Source organism: Pseudomonas hamedanensis (assembly GCF_014268595.2).
GTDB classification, from domain to species: Bacteria; Pseudomonadota; Gammaproteobacteria; order Pseudomonadales; family Pseudomonadaceae; genus Aquipseudomonas; species Aquipseudomonas hamedanensis.
Genome location: NZ_CP077091.1, coordinates 5,201,971 through 5,223,209 on the forward strand (window position 1 = coordinate 5,201,971; position 21,239 = coordinate 5,223,209).

At 61.1% G+C, this 21,239-nt stretch carries 18 protein-coding genes and 1 pseudogene; 10 read left to right on the plus strand and 9 right to left on the minus strand.

Annotated elements, in window-relative coordinates; all coding sequences use genetic code 11:
* Positions 1–120: 120 nt before the first annotated feature.
* Positions 121–606, minus strand: a complete 486-nt coding sequence (locus HU739_RS22775) for a YajQ family cyclic di-GMP-binding protein (RefSeq protein WP_186550540.1) — start codon at positions 604–606, stop codon at positions 121–123.
* A gap of 139 nt (positions 607–745) precedes the next feature.
* Here HU739_RS22775 and HU739_RS22780 point away from each other — a divergent pair, with 139 nt between their 5' ends.
* From HU739_RS22780 to HU739_RS22790, 3 genes are read left to right on the plus strand one after another with little or no spacing between them, the layout of a single operon-like run.
* A complete protein-coding gene (locus tag HU739_RS22780; protein WP_186550538.1) occupies positions 746–1,663 on the plus strand; it encodes a putative 2-dehydropantoate 2-reductase in 918 nt (305 codons plus the stop codon).
* Between the two features lie 45 nt (positions 1,664–1,708).
* Positions 1,709–3,745: a sensor histidine kinase gene (locus HU739_RS22785; RefSeq protein ID WP_186550536.1), complete on the plus strand. Its 2,037-nt coding sequence runs from the start codon at positions 1,709–1,711 to the stop codon at positions 3,743–3,745.
* 3 nt (positions 3,746–3,748) lie between these two features.
* Positions 3,749–4,333 carry a cob(I)yrinic acid a,c-diamide adenosyltransferase gene (locus HU739_RS22790; RefSeq protein ID WP_186550534.1) on the plus strand — a complete coding sequence of 195 codons (585 nt, stop codon included), beginning with the start codon at positions 3,749–3,751 and terminating at the stop codon, positions 4,331–4,333.
* 105 nt (positions 4,334–4,438) lie between these two features.
* On the opposite strand, the gene HU739_RS22795 is transcribed toward HU739_RS22790, so the two are convergent.
* From HU739_RS22795 to secA, 4 genes are all read right to left on the minus strand, one after another.
* Positions 4,439–5,392 carry a Nudix family hydrolase gene (locus HU739_RS22795; RefSeq protein WP_186550532.1) on the minus strand — a complete coding sequence of 318 codons (954 nt, stop codon included), beginning with the start codon at positions 5,390–5,392 and terminating at the stop codon, positions 4,439–4,441.
* Positions 5,389–6,021, minus strand: a complete 633-nt coding sequence (locus HU739_RS22800) for a glutathione S-transferase family protein (RefSeq protein ID WP_186550530.1) — start codon at positions 6,019–6,021, stop codon at positions 5,389–5,391. The genes HU739_RS22795 and HU739_RS22800 overlap by 4 nt, the downstream gene beginning before the upstream one ends.
* A gap of 159 nt (positions 6,022–6,180) precedes the next feature.
* Entirely contained in the window at positions 6,181–7,398 is a 1,218-nt protein-coding gene (argJ, locus tag HU739_RS22805; protein ID WP_186550528.1) for a bifunctional glutamate N-acetyltransferase/amino-acid acetyltransferase ArgJ, read from the minus strand.
* A 120-nt stretch (positions 7,399–7,518) separates the two neighbouring features.
* Entirely contained in the window at positions 7,519–10,260 is a 2,742-nt protein-coding gene (gene secA / locus HU739_RS22810) for a preprotein translocase subunit SecA (RefSeq protein ID WP_186550526.1), read from the minus strand.
* Between the two features lie 307 nt (positions 10,261–10,567).
* Between secA and HU739_RS22815 the strand changes: the two genes are divergently transcribed.
* Complete coding sequence (locus HU739_RS22815) at positions 10,568–11,023, plus strand: DUF721 domain-containing protein (protein WP_186550524.1); 456 nt, start codon at positions 10,568–10,570, stop codon at positions 11,021–11,023.
* A gap of 140 nt (positions 11,024–11,163) precedes the next feature.
* Here the strand turns inward: HU739_RS22815 and HU739_RS22820 are convergent, their stop codons facing one another.
* Complete coding sequence (locus tag HU739_RS22820; RefSeq protein ID WP_186550522.1) at positions 11,164–12,642, minus strand: helicase HerA-like domain-containing protein; 1,479 nt, start codon at positions 12,640–12,642, stop codon at positions 11,164–11,166.
* A 186-nt stretch (positions 12,643–12,828) separates the two neighbouring features.
* Between HU739_RS22820 and HU739_RS27150 the strand changes: the two are divergent.
* The 5 genes and pseudogenes from HU739_RS27150 to HU739_RS22840 form a co-directional block, all read left to right on the plus strand.
* Positions 12,829–13,860: pseudogene (locus HU739_RS27150) on the plus strand (HAMP domain-containing protein); the annotation flags it as partial.
* A 93-nt stretch (positions 13,861–13,953) separates the two neighbouring features.
* The gene (locus HU739_RS27155; protein WP_456154058.1) at positions 13,954–14,718 is read left to right on the plus strand and encodes a methyl-accepting chemotaxis protein; all 765 of its coding nucleotides are present in this window, start codon (positions 13,954–13,956) and stop codon (positions 14,716–14,718) included.
* A gap of 221 nt (positions 14,719–14,939) precedes the next feature.
* Complete coding sequence (locus HU739_RS22830; RefSeq protein WP_186550670.1) at positions 14,940–16,031, plus strand: glycosyltransferase family 4 protein; 1,092 nt, start codon at positions 14,940–14,942, stop codon at positions 16,029–16,031.
* Positions 16,024–16,803 carry a DUF2334 domain-containing protein gene (locus HU739_RS22835; protein WP_186550518.1) on the plus strand — a complete coding sequence of 260 codons (780 nt, stop codon included), beginning with the start codon at positions 16,024–16,026 and terminating at the stop codon, positions 16,801–16,803. The genes HU739_RS22830 and HU739_RS22835 overlap by 8 nt, the downstream gene beginning before the upstream one ends.
* Positions 16,800–17,798 carry a lysylphosphatidylglycerol synthase transmembrane domain-containing protein gene (locus HU739_RS22840; protein ID WP_186550516.1) on the plus strand — a complete coding sequence of 333 codons (999 nt, stop codon included), beginning with the start codon at positions 16,800–16,802 and terminating at the stop codon, positions 17,796–17,798. Before HU739_RS22835 ends, HU739_RS22840 begins: the two co-directional genes overlap by 4 nt.
* Here HU739_RS22840 and HU739_RS22845 read toward each other — a convergent pair.
* A complete protein-coding gene (locus tag HU739_RS22845) occupies positions 17,782–17,958 on the minus strand; it encodes a hypothetical protein (RefSeq protein WP_186550514.1) in 177 nt (58 codons plus the stop codon). The genes HU739_RS22840 and HU739_RS22845 overlap by 17 nt on opposite strands.
* A gap of 82 nt (positions 17,959–18,040) precedes the next feature.
* Positions 18,041–18,889, minus strand: a complete 849-nt coding sequence (gene purU, locus HU739_RS22850; RefSeq protein ID WP_186550512.1) for a formyltetrahydrofolate deformylase — start codon at positions 18,887–18,889, stop codon at positions 18,041–18,043.
* Between the two features lie 334 nt (positions 18,890–19,223).
* On the opposite strand from purU, the gene mvaT reads away from it, so the two are divergent.
* Positions 19,224–19,601 carry a histone-like nucleoid-structuring protein MvaT gene (mvaT, locus tag HU739_RS22855; RefSeq protein ID WP_186550510.1) on the plus strand — a complete coding sequence of 126 codons (378 nt, stop codon included), beginning with the start codon at positions 19,224–19,226 and terminating at the stop codon, positions 19,599–19,601.
* 96 nt (positions 19,602–19,697) lie between these two features.
* Here mvaT and sbcB read toward each other — a convergent pair whose 3' ends face one another.
* On the minus strand, positions 19,698–21,128 hold the full coding sequence (sbcB, locus tag HU739_RS22860; RefSeq protein ID WP_186550508.1) for an exodeoxyribonuclease I: 1,431 nt from the start codon (positions 21,126–21,128) through the stop codon (positions 19,698–19,700).
* Positions 21,129–21,239: the final 111 nt, after the last annotated feature.

Below are 21,239 nucleotides of genomic sequence, written 5' to 3' on the forward strand. Positions count from 1 at the left end.
ATATGGGAGCAAGCCTGCTCGCGAAAACGCTGTGTCATTCAACAAGAATTGACTGACACATTGCATTCGCGAGCAAGCCGAGGCGTCGGACCGTCGCTCCCACACAGTCACAAACCAAGCTTAGTCGCGGAAATTGTTGAACTGCAGCGGCATGCCGAATTCCTTGGCACGCAGGGCCGCGATGGCTTCCTGCAGGTCGTCACGCTTCTTGCCGGTCACCCGGACCTGCTCGCCCTGAATGGCGGCCTGGACCTTGAGCTTGGCATCTTTGATGTGGCCGACAATCTTCTTCGCCAGCTCCTTGTCGATGCCTTCCTTGAGCACGGCGTCCTGCTTCATCAGCTTGCCCGATGCGTAAGCCTCTTTGACCTCAAGGCACTGCACGTCGATCTTGCGCTTGACCAGCGCCAGCTTGAGGATTTCGATCATCGCTTCGAGCTGGAAGCCGGCTTCGGCGGTCAGGCTGACGGTCAGGTCCTTTTCCTTGAACTCGAAGCTGCCTTTGCCTTTCAGGTCATAACGACGATCGAGTTCCTTCACGGCGTTCTCGACCGCGTTGGTGAGTTCGTGTTTGTCCAGTTCGGATACCACGTCGAACGACGGCATGTAATCTCTCCAATAAAAAGGCGCGCTCGATGGGGCGGAGCGCGCTTGGCTTGCGGTTAAAATCGGGCTCATTATAACGGGACTTTTCCTACCCATACGGCGAGCCGCACATGCCTGTACGCAATCGAGCAAAAAACTGATGTCGACCCCCTGGCATGTTCTCGGCGCCGGCAGCCTCGGCACACTTTGGGCGACACGACTGGCCCGTGCGGGATTGCCGGTAAGGCTGATCCTGCGTGACCCGATGCGCCTGCGCAGCTATGAAGCCGCAGGCGGACTGACCCTGGTAGAAAACGGACAAGCCAGCACCTATGCAGTTCCCGGCGAAACCGTGGACAACCCCGCACCGATTCGCCGCCTGCTGGTCGCATGCAAGGCCTACGACGCTGAAGAGGCCGTTGCCCGGCTCGCGCCGCGCCTGGCACCCGATGCCGAACTGATCCTGTTGCAGAATGGCCTCGGCAGTCAGGACGCCGTGGCTGCACGAGTGCCCCTGGCGCGCTGCATCAGCGCCTCGAGTACCGAAGGCGCGTTTCGCGATGGCGCCTGGCGTGTGGTATTCGCCGGACATGGCTTCACCTGGCTGGGCGATGCCGGGCATCCCGTCGCGCCGGCCTGGCTGGACGACCTCGACGCGGCGAAGATCCCCCACGAATGGAGCACCGATATTCTCACGCGGTTGTGGCGCAAACTGGCGCTCAATTGTGCAATCAATCCACTGACCGTCCTGCACGACTGCCGCAACGGCGGGCTGCAACAGCACCAGTGCGAAGTCGCCACGCTGTGCGGTGAGCTTGCCGAGTTGCTCGAGCGCTGCGGCCAGCCGGCGGCAGCCGACAATCTGCAACAGGAAGTTGAACGGGTGATCCATGCCACGGCGGCCAATTACTCCTCGATGTACCAGGACGTTGCCAACCGCCGTCGCACCGAAATCAGCTATCTGTTGGGGCACGCCTGCACAGTCGCCGCGCGTCATCAGATGAACCTGCCGCACCTCAGCCAATTGCAGCAGCGCCTGATCAGCCATCTGCGCAGCCGTGGATTGCCCAGCGACTGAGCAGCGGCTACGCTGGCGACTTGTTCCTTTGTTGCGATAAACCCGATGCCATTGCGCCAGCGCCTTGAAAACCTGCCGGTCGGCCAGAAATTGCTGGCTGCCCTGCTGGTGCTGTTGACCACCGTTCTGCTGGTCGCCAACCTGACTTTCATCAGCGCCGCCTATTACATTTCCCAGGAAAGCATGGCGCCTCAGGCCTTGCAGACCATCGGCCGGCTGATCGCCAATCCAAGCCTGGTCAGCGACGCCCTGCAATCGCCGCGCAACGCCGAGCGACTGCTCAAGGAACTCGACAGCTATTCGCCCCTGCGCGCTGCCGCGTTGTATGACGGCAAGGGCGAACGCCTCGCTCAGGTGCAGCATGGCGAAAAACTCAGCCTGCCAGCGCACTACCGGCATGTCGAAGCCTGGCAACTGACCGAGTTTCGCAGCAATCAGCTGATCACCCTGCCCCGCCCCGGCACCGAGCCTGGGCACCTGCTGCTGGTGGCGAGCAGCGAGTTGCCGATGGCGTTCTACACCGGCACCCTGACGGCCAGCCTCGGCATTCTGATTTTCAGTGTGTTGCTGTGGCTGGTGATTGCCCGGCAGATCAAACGCCTGATCACCCGGCCGATTCATCAGCTCGAAGAACTGTCACGCCAGGTCACCCGCGAAGAGAACTACGCCCTGCGCGCCGCCCGTGGCAACCACGACGAAATCGGCAGCCTCGCCGAGGCCTTCAATACCATGCTGTCGCGCATCGAGGCCCGCGAGCAGCAGCTCAAGCGCGCCCGCGACGACTCGCAAGCCGCCTACGATCAGGCTCAGGGCCTGGCCGAGGAAACCCGGCACACCAACCGCAAGCTGGAACTGGAAGTCCAGGTGCGCAGCAAGATCGAGAAAAAACTCACCGGTTTCCAGAACTACCTCAACAGCATCATTGATTCGATGCCTTCGGCGCTGATCGCCCTCGACGAGCAGCTCTATGTCACCCAATGGAACCAGGAGGCCAGCGCGCTTTCCGGCACGCGCCTGGACGAAGCGCTGAACCAGCCGATCTTCCTCGCCTTCGAACCGCTGAAACCGTTTCTGCCGCAGCTCAAGGAAACGGTCGAGCAGCACACCGTGGCGAAAGTAGAGCGGGTCACCTGGCTCAAGGGTGACGAACCGCGGCATTACGCGCTGACGTTTTATCCGTTGATGGGCGGTGCCGGGCGTGGGGTGGTCATCCGTATCGATGACATCACCCAGCGCTTGTCGCTGGAAGAAATGATGGTGCAGTCGGAAAAAATGCTCTCGGTCGGTGGTCTTGCCGCCGGCATGGCCCACGAAATCAACAACCCGCTGGGCGCGATTCTGCACAACGTGCAGAACATTCGCCGACGACTGTCGGCGGAGCTGCCGAAGAACCTCGAAACCGCCGAGCAACTGGGCATCGAACTGGATGCCGTCAACCGTTACCTGCAAGGCCGCGAAGTGCCGCAACTGCTCGATGGCATTCAGCAGGCCGGGGCGCGGGCGGCAAAAATCGTTACGCATATGCTCAGCTTCAGCCGCCGCAGCACCCGGCAAATGGCCCCGTGCGATCTGCCAGCGCTGATCGATCAAGCCGTGGAGATCGCCGGCAATGACTTCGACCTGGCGATCGGTTTCGATTTCAAGGGTCAGGCAATCATTCGCCAGTTCGACCCGGCCCTCGGCCCGGTGCCCGGCACCGCCAACGAACTGGAGCAAGTGTTGCTCAACCTGCTGAAAAACGCTGCGCAGGCCATTCACCAACGCGAAGACGACAGCGAGCCGGGGCGCATCATTCTGCGCACCCGACTGAATCCGCCGTGGGCCGAGATTCAGGTGGAAGACAACGGCATCGGCATGAGCGAAAACGTGCGCAAGCGCACCTTCGAACCGTTCTTCACCACCAAGGAAATCGGCCAGGGCACCGGGCTGGGTTTGTCGGTGTCGTACTTCATCATTACCAACAACCACAAAGGGCAGATGGAAGTGCAGTCAGCGCCCGGCCAGGGCACCTGCTTCACCCTGCGCCTGCCGCTGACGCAGCCAACGCCCGTCACCGCCGAAACCAATCAACTACCGAGGTAACCCATGGGCTTTCGCTTGTCGAAGATTTACACCCGCACCGGCGACAAAGGCGAAACCGGCCTGGGCGATGGCCGCCGCGTGCCCAAGGATCACCCGCGTATCGAGGCGATTGGCGAGGTCGATACGCTGAACAGTCAGGTCGGCGTACTGTTGGCCGGGTTGCTCGGCGAACGTGCGGCGTATCCCGGGCTCAATGAAGTGATCGAAGTGTTGGCGCCGTGTCAGCATCGCCTGTTCGACTTCGGGGGCGAATTGGCGATGCCTGAATATCAGGCACTCAACCAGGCCGAAATCGAACGGCTGGAAGCAGCGATCGATGGGTGGAATGAAGAACTGGGGCCGCTGGAGAATTTCATTTTGCCGGGCGGTTCAACGCTGATTGCCCAGGCGCATGTGTGTCGCAGCCTGGCAAGGAGCGCCGAGCGACGCTGTCAGCACTTGAATGCGATGGAACCGCTGGCCGGGGTTGGCCTGGCGTATATCAATCGGCTGTCGGATTTGCTGTTTGTCGCGGCGCGGGTGATTGCGCGGCGGCAGGGTGTGGCGGAGATTCTGTGGCAGCCCGCGGCCAAGCCTCAAAATTCGTAGCGTTTGGAGATAGGCTATCGCGAGCAGGCTCACTCCTACATTCGACCGTATTCCAAGTGAAGGAACACGATCACTGTAGGAGTGAGCCTGCTCGCGATGGGGCCATCAGCTTTTTACAGGATCAGGCCAGAACGCCCGAATCCCCGCCACACCCTGAGCCCCAACGCTCCAGGCCTGTTCCCGCTCCGCCGGCCCTACTCCACCGAGCAGAAACACCGGTTTGCTGAAACCGTCGATCAACACCGCGGCCTGCTCCCAACCCAATGGCTGCGCGTCCGGGTGCGTCAGCGTCGGCTGCACCGGCGACAGGGTGACGAAGTCCACCCCCATTTGCTCGGCCAGCGCCAGCTCTTCAGCGTTATGGCAGGACGCCGCCAGCCAGCGCTCGGCCGGCAATGGACGCCCCGCCGCCGCGTATTTACGCAGTTGTGCAGCGGTGATGTGCCAGCCGGCCGAGGGGAAATCGCCGAGCCACTCGAACGGCCCTTTGATCATCAACTGCGCCTTGCCGGCACACAGACCCACCGCATCGACCGCCAGATCGCGGTATTTCGGATCGTAGCCGTTTGGCGCGCGGAGCTGGATCAGTTTGATTCCGCCGGCAATCGCCTTCTGGATGCCGCGCAGCAGGGCCGGCGTTTCGAGATCGTCGGGAGTAATCAGGTAGTCGGCAGGCAGACGCGCTGCCGCAACGATCGGCTGGTTGGCCGCCGGAAACTCATAGTTGACCAGCTCGCGCGCGGTGACCCACGCGAGTGGCTGGCCTTCCGCGCCGTGGGGTTCGCCGCTGAACGACGAGACTTCCCAGACATCCAGCAAGACCTGTTTGTCCGGGTAATCGTGACGAACCTTGATCAGCGGGCGGGCTGCGCCGACGACGATCCCCAACTCTTCGTGCAGCTCGCGAGCCAGTGCCGATTCAACCGATTCATCGGCCTCGACCTTGCCACCGGGGAACTCCCACAGACCACCCTGGTGCTGGGTGTCGGCACGGCGGGCAATGAGGATTTTGCCACTGTCGTCACGAATGACGGCAGCGGCGACGTGGACACGTTTCACCGGTTCAATTCCTCCAGTCCTGCCTTTTGCCACGCCTTGAACGCGGGCCACTGGTAAAGGGTTTCGACATAAGCTTCGTCGATGGCCGGCAGCTTCACCTGATAGGTGCGCAGGCGTACGGCGATCGGCGCGAAGAAGGCATCGGCCAGACTCAAGCGGCCGAACAGGTACGGCCCCTCCTCTGTCGCCGCCGCACGGCATTCGGCCCACAGCACGAGCATGCGCTCGATGTCGACCTTCACCTCCGGCGGCATCGGGCTCAGCGCAGCGTCATGGCCAAGATGGAACGGCATATGGTTGCGCAGGGCGAAGAAGCCGCTGTGCATCTGTGCGCAGGCCGAGCGTGCTTGCGCGCGCGAGAAGATGTCGCTCGGCCAGAGCGACTCGGACGGAAACTGCTCGGCCAGGTATTCAGCAATGGCCAGCGAGTCGGCAATGACGCCGCGAGTGGTTTTCAGCAGCGGCACCTTGCCGGTCGGCGAATGCTCGAGCAGGCGCTCGCGGGTGTCGGGCTTGCCGAGCTTGATCACTTCTTCTGTGTACGGTGCGCCGGTCAGTTCCAGCGCCAGAGCCGCGCGCAGGGACCAGGAGGAAAGGAGTTTGTCGCCGATGATCAGGTGCAGGGACATGGTGTGGCGCCTTTTCGTCAGAGGAATGCTTCTGAATGTGTTGTGTCCGGATCGCCGCTTTCGCGAGCAGGCTCGCTCCCACAATGGAGCGAGCTGCGACGAGAATACCCTGTGGGAGCGAGCCTGCTCGCGATGGCGGCGACTCGGTCCCGGATCAGATCAAGTGCGGTATTCAGCGTTGATCTTCACGTATTCATGCGACAGGTCGGTGGTCCAGATGGTTTCGCTGCAATCGCCGCGCCCCAGTTCGATGCGGATGGTGATTTCTTCCTGCTGCATCACCGCCGAGCCCTGGGCTTCAGTGTAGGTCGCGGCGCGTGCGCCACGGCTGGCGATGCACACCTCGCCGAGGAACACGTCGATCTTGCTCACGTCCAGATCCGGTACACCGGCACGGCCGACAGCGGCGAGAATACGGCCCCAGTTCGGGTCGGAGGCGAACAGCGCCGTCTTGATCAGCGGCGAGTGGGCCACGGTGTAACCGACGTCCAGGCATTCCTGGTGATTGCCGCCGCCGTTCACTTGCACGGTGACGAACTTGGTCGCGCCTTCGCCGTCACGCACGATGGCCTGGGCCACGTCCATGCACACTTCGAACACCGCTTGTTTCAGCTTGCCGAACAGCTCGCCTTCAGCGCGGGTGATTTCCGGCAGCGCGGCTTTGCCGGTGGCGATCAACATGCAGCAATCGTTGGTCGAGGTATCGCCGTCAATGGTGATGCGGTTGAACGACTTGTTCGCGCCGTCGAGCATCAGGTTGTGCAGCACATCGCGCGAGACTTTGGCGTCAGTGGCGATGTAGCCGAGCATGGTCGCCATGTTCGGGCGGATCATGCCCGCGCCTTTGCTGATGCCGGTGACGGTGAGGGTCACGCCATCATGCTGGAACTGGCGACTGGCACCCTTGGGCAGTGTGTCGGTGGTCATGATGCCGGTGGCGGCAGCTTCCCAGTTGTTTTCCGACAGATCGTCCAGCGCCGCTTGCAGCGCGCCTTCGATCTTCTCGACCGGCAGCGGCTCGCCGATGACACCGGTGGAGTACGGCAGGATCTGGCTGGCGTCGACGCCGGTCAGTTCGGCCAGTTTCGCGCAAGTGCGCTCGGCCGCGGCCAGGCCCGGCTCGCCGGTGCCGGCGTTGGCGTTGCCGGTGTTGGTCAGCAGGTAGCGCACGGCGTTCTGCACGCGTTTTTTCGCCAAGATCACCGGTGCGGCACAAAAGGCGTTCAACGTGAACACGCCCGCCACGGTCGAGCCTTCGGCACAACGCATCACGACGACATCTTTGCGCCCGGGGCGCTTGATGCCGGCCGAAGCGATACCGAGTTCAAAACCGGCAACCGGGTGCAACGTTGGCAAAGGACCAAGACCAACAGCCATGAATGCGCTCCTTACTCAATGATGTCAGCACCGCCAGGGAAAGGACGGTGGTGTAAATGGCAAAACGCCGCGACGGCAGAAGCCGGTCGCGGCGCGGGGTGTTCAGCGATTGAAACGGGTTTATTGAATCTGCCCGTGGCAATGCTTGTATTTCTTGCCCGAACCGCAGAAGCACAGTTCGTTGCGGCCCAGCTTCTGCTCGTTGCGAACCGGGGCAGCGGCGGCGGCGAGGGCCACATCGACCTCTTCACCCAGTGCTTCCGGCTGATCCAGCCCTGGCGCTTCGGCGTGTTCGAACTGCATGCGCGCGGCCAGTGCTTCGGCTTCCTGACGCAGGCGTTGCTCTTCGGCTTCCGGATCTTCACGGCGCACCTGAACGTGCGACAGCACACGGATCGAGTCGCGCTTGATCGAATCCAGCAGCTCGGAGAACAGCGTGAACGACTCGCGCTTGTATTCCTGCTTCGGGTTCTTCTGCGCGTAGCCACGCAGGTGGATGCCGTGACGCAGGTGGTCCATGGTCGACAGGTGGTCTTTCCACAGGTCGTCCAGCACGCGCAGGACGATCTGCTTCTCGAACGAGCGCAGCGCCTCGGCACCGGCCTGATCTTCTTTCTCGTTGTACGCCGCCATCAGCTCGGTCATGAGCTTCTCGCGCAGGGTTTCTTCGTACAGGTGATCGTCTTCGTCAAGCCATTGCTGGATCGGCAGTTTCACGCCGAAATCGCTTTCGATCGACGCTTCCAGACCGGCCACGTCCCACTGCTCTGGCAGCGATTGCGGCGGAATGTGCGCGCTGACGGTGGCGTTGAGCACGTCCTGACGGAAATCGGCGATGGTTTCACCGATGTTGTCGGCGGCCAGCAACGTGTTACGCATGTGATAGATCACTTTACGCTGTTCGTTGTTGACGTCGTCGAACTCGAGCAGTTGCTTGCGAATGTCGAAGTTGCGGCCTTCCACCTTGCGCTGCGCCTTCTCGATCGCGTTGGTCACCATGCGGTGTTCGATCGCTTCGCCCGGCTGCATGCCCAGGGCTTTCATGAAGTTCTTCACCCGGTCGGAGGCGAAGATGCGCATCAGGCTGTCTTCCAGCGACAGGTAGAAGCGGCTCGAACCGGCGTCACCCTGACGGCCGGCACGGCCACGCAGCTGGTTGTCGATACGGCGCGATTCGTGACGCTCGGAAGCGATCACCTGCAAGCCACCGGCTTCCAGCACTTGCTGGTGACGCTTCTGCCAGTCGGCCTTGATCTGGGCGATCTGCTCAGGCGTCGGGTTTTCCAGCGAAGCGACTTCCACTTCCCAGTTGCCGCCCAACAGGATGTCGGTACCACGACCGGCCATGTTGGTGGCGATGGTCAGCGCGCCCGGACGACCGGCCTGGGCGATGATCTCGGCTTCCTTTTCGTGAAACTTGGCGTTCAGAACCTTGTGTTCGATGCCTTCTTTCACAAGCAGTGCCGACATGTGCTCGGACGTCTCGATGGTCGCTGTACCGACCAGCACCGGGCGCCCGGCCGCCATGCTTTCCTTGATGTCGGCCACGATCGCCGCGTATTTCTCTTCGGCGGTGAGGAACACCAGGTCGTTGTAGTCTTTGCGCGCCAACGGTTTGTTCGGCGGGATGACCATGACTTCCAGACCGTAGATCTGGTGGAATTCGAACGCTTCGGTGTCGGCGGTACCGGTCATGCCGGACAGCTTGGTGTACAGACGGAAGTAGTTCTGGAAGGTGGTCGAGGCCAGGGTCTGGCTCTCGGCCTGGATGTTCAGGCCTTCCTTGGCTTCGATGGCCTGATGAAGGCCTTCGGAGAGACGACGGCCCGGCATGGTACGACCGGTGTGTTCGTCGACCAGTACGACCTGACCGTCCTGCACGATGTATTCGATGTTGCGGTTGAACAGTTTGTGCGCACGCAGACCGGCATAGACGTGGGTCAACAGGCCCAGGTTGTGTGCCGAGTACAGGCTCTCGCCTTCGGCCAGCAGGCCGACGCGGGTGAGCATGTCTTCGATGAACTGGTGACCGGCTTCGTTGAGTTCGACCTGACGGGTCTTTTCATCAACGGTGTAATGACCGGCCTTGGTGACTTCGCCTTCGACTTCTTCGACGTGCAGTTCCAGCTGCGGGATCAGTTTGTTGATCTCCATGTACAGCTTGGAACTGTCCTCGGCCTGACCGGAGATGATCAGCGGGGTACGCGCTTCGTCGATGAGGATGGAGTCGACTTCGTCGATCACGGCAAAATTGAGTTCACGCTGGAATTTTTCATCCATGCTGAACGCCATGTTGTCGCGCAGGTAGTCGAAACCGAATTCGTTGTTGGTGCCGTAGGTGATGTCGGCGGCGTAGGCGGCGCGTTTCTCTTCCGGCGGCTGGAACGGCGTCACGACGCCGACGGTCAGGCCGAGGAACTCATACAGCGGGCGCATCCAGTTGGCGTCACGGCGGGCCAGGTAGTCGTTCACGGTCACAACGTGCACGCCCTTGCCGGACAGTGCATTGAGGTAAACAGCCAGGGTAGCCACGAGGGTCTTGCCCTCACCGGTGCGCATTTCGGCAATCTTGCCTTCGTGCAGGGTCATGCCGCCGACGAGTTGCACGTCGAAGTGGCGCATGCCCATGACGCGCTTGCCGGCCTCGCGGGCGACGGCGAAGGCTTCCGGCAAGAGCTTGTCGAGGGTTTCCCCTTTGGCGATACGGGCCTTGAACTCTGCGGTCTTGGCGCGCAATTGATCGTCCGAAAGGGCCACCATTTGCTCTTCGAAGGCATTGACGAGCTGCACCGTCTTGAGCATGCGTTTGACTTCACGCTCGTTCTTGCTTCCAAAAAGTTTCTTTAACAAAGGCGCAAACATATCGGCAGGATCTTCCACACTAAAGGGATGGAGGGCGGCCCCGTGAGTCGCCCGTGCAGCCCTCATGGCCGCATGCGAACGAGCATTCTACCCGGAAACGGTGGTGAGGAAAGTGGCGATATTCCACGATGCTGGCACTGCGCTTTGACGGGGCTCACATAAAATAGGGGCGTTTTGCTCAACTTCAAGCCGTTCGGGCAAGAAGTTAGTCATTGATTTAATGAGCAAAGCAGGGACAAAAGCAATGGGCGAGTGGTTCCGCTGCTTTCTGCTACCATGGCGCCTCTGTTACTTCAGGTGTTCGATCATGGCATTCCGCCCTCTCACGGCCAGAGCACCCGCCGTTCTGCTACGCGAAGCCAAGCCGCTCAAAGCCATCCTCGGCCATGCCCAACGTTTGGGGCATTTGCAGCGCCTGCTCGAAAGCCAGCTGCAACCGGCCGCGCGCGAACATTGCCACGTAGCTTCGTGGCGCGAAGGCAGTCTGCTGCTGATTGTCACCGATGGTCATTGGGCCACTCGCCTGCGCTATCAGCAAAAACGGCTGCAACGGCAACTGCAGATGTTCGACGAGTTCGCCAGCCTGACGCGAATTCTGTTCAAGGTGCAGCCGCCGACTGTCCAGCACGGTGCCGCCGGGCATACGATGGACCTGTCGACGGATGCGGCGGCGACCATTCAGGCGACGGCTGACGGAATCAGCGATCCGGGATTGCGTGCGGCGCTGGAGCGCCTGGCGGCGCATGCCAAGGCCAAGACCTGACATCTAGCCAAACATCCCCCATCCCCTGTGGGAGCGAGCTTGCTCGCGAATGCGCTGTGTCATTCAACGAATGGGTTATCTGACACGCCCCCTTCGCGAGCAAGCTCGCTCCCACATTTTGATGTGCGACACATCGGGTTTTAGCGGCGTTTGCTGCCCCCGAGCAAGGAGCCCATCAAGCCGCGCACCAGTTGCTTGCCCAGGTTATTCGCCGCCTGGCGCATCGCCGATTTCAGCGCCTGTCCCGCCGCTGTGCCGAGGAACTCTCCAGCCCTGTCGGCCAGACTCGGCTCTTGCTCAGCGGCAGGTGCTTCGGCCTCCGGTGCCAGCCCTTTGCGGCCCATCAGAATTTCGTAAGCGGACTCGCGATCGATCGGCTTGTCATACCGCCCCTTGAACGGCGACCCGGCGATCAGCACCGTGCGCTCGGTTTCGGTCAGCGGGCCGATGCGCGATTGCGGCGGCGCGACCAGTACGCGCTGGACGATTTCCGGCGTGCCCTTCTCGGTCAGCGTACCGACCAGCGCCTCGCCGATGCCCAGTTCGGTCAATACCGACAGGCTGTCAAAGGCCGGATTGGGCCGGAAGCCCTCCGCTACCGCGCGCAGGGATTTCTGCTCCTTGGCCGTAAAAGCGCGCAGGCCATGCTGGACGCGCAAACCGAGTTGCGCGAGCACATCATCCGGCAAGTCCGCCGGAGACTGGGTGACGAAATACACACCCACGCCTTTGGAGCGGATCAATCGCACCACTTGCTCGAGGCGTTCCTGCAAGGCCTTGGGCGTGTCACCAAACAGCAAATGCGCCTCATCGAAAAACAACGCCAGCAGCGGTTTGTCAGCATCGCCGCGCTCCGGCAATTGTTCGAACAGCTCGGCCAGCAGCCACAGCAGAAAAGTCGCGTAGACCTTCGGCGCCTCGTGCACCAGACGCCGCGCATCGAGCAGGTGGATGCGCCCACGACCATCCGCCGTCGGTTGCAGAATGTCTTCAAGTTGCAGCGCCGGTTCGCCGAACAGGGCTTCAGCCCCTTGCTGCTCCAGGGTCGCCAGACGACGCAACAGCGCCTGACTGGAGCCGGTGGTCATCAGCGCCGCGTCTTCGCCCAGTAATTGCGGGTTGTCCTTGAGGTGATTGAGCAGCGCTTTCAGGTCTTTCAGATCGAGCAGCAACAACCCTTCGCGATCGGCGACTTTGAACGCCGCATACAGCGCCGACTGCTGGCTGTCGGTCAGCTCCAGCAGGCTGCCGATCAGCAACGGTCCCATTTCGCTCAGCGTGGTACGCAACGGATGACCGGACTCACCGTGGATGTCCCACAGCGTGACGGGATAAGCCTGAGGCGTGTGATTGAGCCATGGCATGCCGGCAATGCGCTCGGCGACCTTGCCTTGCGGGTTGCCAGCGGCACCGAGGCCGCACAGATCACCCTTGATGTCAGCGGCGAACACCGCGACACCGGCGTCGCTGAACGCTTCGGCCAGACGCTGCAGCGTGACGGTTTTACCGGTGCCGGTCGCGCCGGCGACCAGTCCGTGGCGATTCGCCAGGCGCATGGCCTGAGCGATCGGTTGCGCGGCCGGATCAGCGCCGATAACGAGTTGCGAGGAGTCAGGCATTTTCTCACCCAATGGTTAATCTTTGATGACACATGGCCGATAAATAAAATGGACAGACCCGTCTGAAATTCGGGTCGGACATTTCCCTAAGGAGAGCCGGAAATATCAGTTTTTCAACTTTGCCCATATTGCGCGCCTTTATAAAAGCACGCCCAGGACATTAAGACCTTAGCGGAACCCCAAGCCATGAACAAAAACCTGCGCTTCAGCCATAAGATTTTGCTTGCCGCCGCTCTCATCGTCATCGCCGCTTTCGCATCGTTCACGCTGTACAACGACTGGTTGCAGCGCAACGCGATCCGCGATGACCTCAATAACTACCTCAACGAAATGGGCGAGGTCACTGCCGGCAATATCCAGACCTGGCTCAGCGGGCGCATTCTGCTGATCGAGAACGCCGCCCAAAACATCGCCATCAATCCCGAACCCGCCACCGTCGCCAGCTTGTTGGAGCAAAAAAGCCTGACCTCGACGTTCATGGCCACTTACCTGGGCGACGCCACCGGGCACTTCACCATCCGCCCGGACGTGAAGATGCCGGACGGTTTCGATCCACGCGTGCGCCCCTGGTATAAAGGGGCCGAGAGCAGCAGCACCTCGACCCTGACCGAACCCTACATTGACGCCGCCACCGGCCAGTTGATCATCTCGATTGCCACTGCCTCGAAAAAAGCCGGCCAGAGCGTCGGCGTGGTGGGTGGCGACCTGAGCCTGCAATCGCTGGTCGACACCCTGGCCGCGCGGGATTTCGATGGCATGGGTTATGTGTTTCTGGTCAGTGCAGACGGCAAGATCCTCGTGCACCCGGACAAAGCGCTGGTCATGAAGTCGCTCAAAGAGGCTTATCCACAGGACACTCCACGCATCAGCAGCGACTTCAGTGAAGTCAGCGTCGATGGCAAGACCCGCATCGTCACCTTCGCGCCAATCAAAGGCCTGCCGTCCGTGAATTGGTACATCGGCCTGTCGATCGATAAAGACCAGGCCTTCTCGATGCTCAGCGAGTTCCGCACCTCGGCGGTGATCGCGACCCTTATTGCCGTGGCGATCATCATTGCCTTGCTCGGCATGCTGATCCGCCTGCTGATCCAGCCGCTGCACGTGATGACCCGCGCCATGGAAGACATCGCCGACGGCGAAGGCGACCTGACCAAGCGCCTGACCATCCAGAATCAGGACGAATTCGGCATCCTCGGCACCGCGTTCAACCGCTTTGTCGAGCGCATTCACGGATCGATCCGTGAAGTATCGTCGGCCACCGGGCAGGTCAACGAAGTCGCCCTGCGCGTGGTCGCGGCGTCGAACTCGTCGATGTACAACTCCGATCAGCAAGCCTCGCGCACCAGCAGCGTCGCCGCCGCGATCAATCAGCTCGGCGCCGCCGCCCAGGAAATCGCCCGCAACGCCGCGCAAGCGTCGAATCAGGCCAGCGATGCCCGCGGTCTGGCTGAAGACGGCCAGCAAGTCGTCGAGCGCAGCATCAAGGCGATGAATCAACTGTCGAGCATGCTCAGCGCGTCGAGCAGCAACATCGAATCGCTGAACAGCAAAACCGTGAACATCGGCCAGATCCTTGAAGTGATCACCAGCATTTCCCAGCAGACCAACCTGCTCGCCCTCAACGCGGCGATTGAAGCGGCGCGCGCCGGGGAGGCCGGTCGCGGTTTTGCCGTGGTGGCCGATGAAGTGCGCAACCTGGCGCATCGCACCCAAGAGTCGGCGCAGCAGGTGCAGACGATGATCGAGGAGTTGCAGGTCGGCGCCCGTGAATCGGTCAGCACCATGAGCGACAGTCAGCGTCACAGCCAGGACAGCGTCGAGATCGCCAACCTCGCCGGGGAGCGCCTGAACAGCGTGACCTTGCGCATCGGTGAAATTGACGGGATGAACCAGTCGGTGGCGACCGCGACCGAGGAGCAGACGGCGGTGGTCGAGTCGATCAATGTGGATATCACCGAGATCAACACCCTGAACCAGGAAGGCGTGGAGAACCTGCAGGCGACGTTGCGCGCGTGTTCGGATCTGGAGCAGCAGGCTTCGCGATTGAAGCAGTTGGTAGGCAGCTTCAAAATCTGAGGCGCGGCCACCGCCGCCTTCGCGAGCAAGCCCGCTCCCACATTGGAATGCATTTCAAGTGTGGGAGCGGGCTTGCTCGCGAAGGCGCCCACTCAAACAGCACAAAACCGACCTGACACCCCGCCGCGCAATCCCGACCGAACATCTATTCTGGATAACGGTCAACCAAGGGAGAACAACACAGCGGAGGGTTGCTCACCGTGCATATCGCCGACATCACCATGTTCTACGCCCCGGCCAGCGGCGGCGTACGCACTTATCTGGACGCCAAACACCGTCGCCTCGGCGACCGAAACGGAATTCGCCACAGCTTGCTGATCCCCGGCGCGCGCCTGGGTGAACACGACGGCATCTACACGGTTCCCGCCCCCGCGCTGCCTTTCGGCAAAGGCTATCGCTTTCCCCTGCGCCTGGCGCCGTGGCGCAACGTGCTGCAGGATTTGCAGCCGGACCTGATCGAAGTCGGCGATCCCTACCTGACGGCCTGGGCGGCACTGGACGCCCGGCGTCAGCTGGACGTGCCGGTAATCGGTTTTTACCACTCCGACCTGCCGTTACTGGTCGGCAACCGCATGGGGCATTGGGTTACGCCGAATGTCGAGGCCTACGTGACCCGGCTCTACGGCAACTTCGACCGGGTCCTCGCGCCCAGCCAGGTCATGGCCGACAAGCTCACCGGGCTCGGGGTGCGCAATGTCTATGTACAGCCACTGGGTGTCGATCTGCAGACCTTTAACCCGGATGCCCGCGACCCGGGCCTGCGCGCCGAACTGGGCATTGCCGAAGACACCCGTCTGCTGATTTTTGCCGGGCGCGGTTCCAAGGAGAAAAACCTCCCGGTGTTGCTCAAGTGCATGCAACGCCTCGGTCCGCGTTATCACTTGCTGCTGGTCGGCTCATCGATGCCGGCCGTGGTGCCGGACAACGTCAGCGTGATCGATGAGTTCCGCCCGGCGCCCCAGGTCGCGCGACTGATTGCCAGTGCCGACGCATTGCTGCATGCCGGCGATCAGGAAACCTTCGGACTGGTCATCCTCGAAGCCATGGCCTGCGGGATTCCCGTGGTGGCAGTGGCGGCCGGGGCGTTCGAAGAGATCGTCAACGATGCCTGCGGCCTGCTGTGTGCGCCGAACAACCCGCAATCGATGGCCAATGCCGTGCGCGAGCTGTTCAGTCGCGGCAGTGCAACACTCGGCAAACAAGCGCGCCGGCATGTCGAACGGCATTACGCCTGGGATACCGTGGTCGACAGCCTGCTCAGCCATTATCACGCCGTGCTCGGCCATACATTGCCGCGGGTGGCCAATGCTTGAATCGACGACCCGCCCTGCGGTGCTACTGGTTTTGCACGATGTCGCCCCCTCGACATGGGCCGATTACCGGCCTTTCGTCGAGGCCGTCGACGCCTTGGGTAACGTGCCGATGACCTGGCTGGTGGTGCCGGACTTCCATCGCCGCGATGCCCTCGCCGGACACCCGCAGTTTCGGCGATTGCTCGACGAGCGCGTCGCCCGTGGTGACGAACTGGCCTTGCACGGCTATTACCATGACGACGGCGAGCCCGCGCCGACCACTCCGCGCGACTGGTTCATGCGCCGGGTCTATACCCACGAAGGCGAGTTTTACCGTTTATCACAAGAGGCCGCCCGCGCCCGCCTGCAAGCCGGCATTGAGCTATTCCAGCGCTACGATTGGCCGCTGCACGGTTTCGTCGCCCCGGCCTGGCTGATGAGCGACGGCACCCGCCGGGCCCTGCGCGAAACGCCGCTGCGCTATACCAGCGATCCCCGCCACCTCTACCGTTTGCCGGATTTCAGCGCAATCACCGCGCCGGGCCTGGTCTGGAGCGCGCGCAGTGCCTGGCGGCGCGGCGTGTCGAAAATCGTCAGCGACCAGCGTGAACAGCGCTGGCGTCAGGCACCGGTGATTCGCCTGGGCCTGCATCCGGTCGATATGCGTCACCGTTTTTCCCGCGACTACTGGCTACGCACGCTGCAACGCCTGCTGGCGGAGGGACGCGTGCCGATGACCAAGATCGACTGGCTCGCGCAACAACAGCGCAATCGATCGGAACGTGCCGCATGAAGCGCAGCCTGTTGTTGCTGCTCGGCCTGCTGGCGGCGGTGCTGATTCCGGTGGTGCTCGGCGGCGGCGAAACCTGGGCGCGCCTGCAACGGTTTCCGCTGAGCTGGCTGTTGATCATGTTTGGCATGATCCTGCTGTGCTGGGGGATCAACACCTTGCGCTTGCGCCTGTTGCTCGGCGATCAGCGTGAGCGAGTACCGCCGCTCAAAAGTCTCGGCGTGGTCATGGCCGCCGAGTTTGCCTACTGCGCCACACCCGGCGGCAGCGGCGGGCCGTTGACGATCATGGCCCTGCTGGCCCGTTGCGGCGTACGTCCGGCACGGGGCAGCGCGGTGTTTGCGATGGATCAGCTCAGCGACTTGCTGTTCTTCCTTTGCGCCCTCAGCGGGATTTTGATTTATGCGTTGTTCCAGCACTTGAGCGATCGCCTGGAGTGGCTGCTGATGGTCAGCGCCGTTTCGCTGTTCGGCGGATTGTTCAGTTGCGTATTGATTGCACGCTACCACCGCGCATTGATTCGCCTGAGCGGACGCGCATTGGCGCAAATGAATGTTGCGGCCCGCACCCGACGCCGCTGGGCACGCAAGCTGCTGCACTTTCTCGCAGCGTTCACCGATACGTTGAAGTTGCCCTGGCAGACACTGGTCAAGGTCTTCGCCCTGACCTGTGTGCACTGGCTGCTGCGTTACAGCGTGCTGTACCTGGCCTTGCGCGGGCTGGGCGCGGAGTTGCAATGGGCCTGGAGCTTTCTGGTGCAGATGCTTTCGCTGGGCGCGGGCCAGTTCAGCCTGTTACCGGGCGGCGCGGGCGCGGCGGAATTGACATCGGCTGCGCTGCTCGCGCCGATGGTGGGTAAATCCACCGCAGCGGCGGCCATCCTGATCTGGCGGGTGGTGACCTATTACTTCTATCTGCTGGTCGGTGGGCCTGTGTTCGTGTTGATGCTGGGCAAGCCGCTGCTGAAGAAGTTGCTGAAAGTCAGGCAGGCTTCTTAGGTTCGTCCGGCTCTTGCTGAAGCTGCTCCCACAACTCGGCGGCGCCGGGAAACTCGGTGCCGTCCTCAGGGCTCATGTCGTCCGGATCGTAGCGACTGAGGCAACCTTCACCGAGGGTAGCGGGTGCTTTCGACGTGGCTTTGTCGCGTGGATCGCTCATGGGTTTTTCTCGCGCAGAAATAACAAAAGGCCTGAGCGATTCAACGCCCAGGCCCTTCTTATTTCAAGCACATCGTGTCCGATCAGAACACCACGGTCTTGTTGCCGTGTACCAGCACGCGGTCTTCAAGGTGATAACGCAGGCCGCGGGCCAGCACCATCTTCTCGACGTCACGGCCGAAACGCACCATGTCTTCAATGCTGTCGCTGTGGCTGACCCGGACCACGTCCTGCTCGATGATCGGGCCGGCGTCCAGCTCTTCGGTGACGTAATGGCAGGTCGCGCCAATCAGTTTCACGCCGCGCAGGGACGCCTGGTGATAAGGCTTGGCGCCGACGAACGAAGGCAGGAAGCTGTGGTGGATGTTGATAACCTTGTGCGCGTACTCGCGGCACAGTTCCGGCGGCAGGATCTGCATGTAGCGCGCCAGTACCACCACTTCAGCGTCGTGCTGTTTGACCAGACGCGACACCTCGGCAAAGGCCGGCTGCTTGTCCTGCGGATTGACCGGCACGTGGTAATAAGGAATGCCATGCCATTCGACCATGCTGCGCAGGTCGTCATGGTTGGAAATCACGCAGGAGATCTCGCAATCCAGTTCATCGCTGTGCCAGCGGTGCAACAGGTCGGCCAGGCAGTGGGATTCGCGGCTGGCCATCAACACCACACGCTTTTTCTGCTCGGTGTCGGTGATGCGCCAGTCCATCGAGAACTCTTCTGCGATCGGCGCGAACTTCTCGCGCAAGACTTCGATACCGAACGGCAACGAATCGGCACGAATTTCGTGACGCATGAAAAACCAGCCGACCTGATTATCCGAGTGGTGGCTCGCTTCGGTGATCCAGCCATTGTGGGCTGCCAGAAAATTACTGACTTTGGCAACGATGCCAACGCGGTCCGGGCAAGATATCACCAGCCGAAAAGTGCGCATGAGGGGGAACTCCAGAACTTCGCAAAGGCCGCCATTCTAGCGACTGCGCAGGAAAACTGCAGTATCGATGACCGCGGGATGAGCAGCGCTGGGGCTAAGCGACTTTTTGACGCCCTTCATCGTCAAGCCAATGGCGCATGAGGCAGCGACTGATCGCATAACTGTGAATAGGCTGATGACTGGATCACATTATTTAACTGAATAATCAATTCAGCGCTAATTCTCGTAACTAAATTAAATAAAACCTTCGGACAAATGTTTACTTGATGAAACAGCCTGACTATTATTGCGGCACTGTATCCCTGCCGTTCAGCATTCTACAAAGGTAGTAATCATGTCCTTGATCAACGAATACCGTGCCACCGAAGAAGCCATCAAAGAGCTGCAAGCCCGTTTGAAGAACCTGTCGCAAGACGACAAACTCCAAGCCGAGCTGGAATTCGAAGGCAAACTGCGCACCCTGATGGGCGAATACTCCAAGTCTCTGCGTGACATCATCGCGCTGCTGGACCCGGAAGCAAAAACCAAAAACGTTCGTGGCGGCGCAGTAAAAACTACCGGCACCAAGCGCGCGCGCAAAGTTAAACAATACAAAAACCCGCACAACGGCGAAGTCATCGAAACCAAAGGTGGCAACCACAAGACTCTGAAAGAGTGGAAAGCCAAGTGGGGCGGTGATGTGGTTGAAGGCTGGGCTACCCTGCTGGGCTAAGCCGCAACGCCTGCGCAGCCCCGTCTGCGCTAAAAGGAACGCCAGCATTCGCTGGCGTTTTTTATGCCTGGCGATCGCCCGGACCTCTGTTCGATTTCAAAGATTCAAACGTTTGCGTAATGCCTGGACATAATTCTGCCATTCATTGAGCACCTCTCTCTGCATCGGTGTCGCACTAAGCGCCCATTGCTCGGCGGCCTCGATAAATGCTTTCAAGGTATTTGGCGCGCCCGCTTGCGGGTCCGACAAACGTTGCCGACAGAATATTTCCCAACGTTCTTGCTCTGCCGAACTCAATGTCTGCGCAAAGTTACGCGCTCGATATCGAAAGAGTAATTCGGGCAAACGTTCATCATCGAAAGGCCACTGCTCTTGCGCTAATTGCGCCGGATCCACCATTCGCACTTGCTCACATAGACGCCGGTCGCGATCACCGATAAATCCGTCGTACAACTGTTGCTCAGGGTCTTCGCTCGGGATGAAATCTTCACTGGCATAAATGGCTGCAACTTTATCCTTCCAGACTTGTTGTGCGTCAGTTAGCCGCACCGCCCGTTCCTGATAAAGCGCCATGTCCAGCCCCAGGCGTTGCTGGTCTTGCGCGCGCAATACCGACAACGGAGCGACGACCGGACAGCGGTTGATGTGAATCAGCTTGAGCGGCACCGGCAATTCGCCTTCGGCCAATGCCTCGCGGCGGGTATACAAGCGTTGACGTAAGGTTTGCGCATCTTCGTCCAGCAGACCCTGCGGGTCCAGGTGCAGGTCGCAGACGATCAGCGCATTGCGGTTCTTCGGGTGCCAGGCGAGCGGCAGCACCACGCCGACGTAACTGCGTGCGGCCGAGAAGCGCCCGGAAATATGCACCATCGGTTGCAACAGGCGAATCTGGTCCATGACCTTTTGTTTGCTGCGCAACTGGAACAGCCAGTCATACAGTCGCGGTTGTTTCTCGCGGATCAGCCGTGCCAGCGCGATCGTTGCGCGCACGTCCGACAACGCTTCGTGGGCATGCCCGTGATCGATATGATTGGCGGCGGTCAGACGTTCGAGTTTGAGCGTCACGCGGCCTTCGTCATCTGTTGGCCAGACCAGCCCATCGGGGCGCAACGCATAGGCCGCGCGCACGACATCGATCAGGTCCCAGCGACTGTTGCCGCCCTGCCACTCGCGGGCGTAGGGGTCGAAGAAATTTCGATAGAGGCTGTAGCGGGTCATCTCGTCGTCGAAACGCAAGGTGTTGTAACCCGCGCCGCAGGTGCCCGGTGCGGCGAGTTGAGTGTGCACGCGAGTCATGAAATCGGCTTCGCTCAAACCGTGCTCGGCGAGCTGGCGCGGGGTGATGCCGGTAATCGCGCACGCGGCCGGGTGCGGCAGGATGTCTTCACTGGGCTGGCAGTAGAGGTTGACCGGCTCGTCGATTTCGTTAAGGGCGTGGTCGGTGCGAATGCCAGCCACTTGCAATGGACGATCACTGCGAGGATTGATGCCAGTGGTTTCGTAGTCGTACCAGAAGATGGAAGTCACGGGCGGGTCCTGAACTGAAGATCGGCGAAGTCTAGGCTTTACAGGGATGCAAGGGCCAGTCTTGCAGCCCTCGAACAGCAATTTCTCCAGATTCCTACAGGTAAATGCATT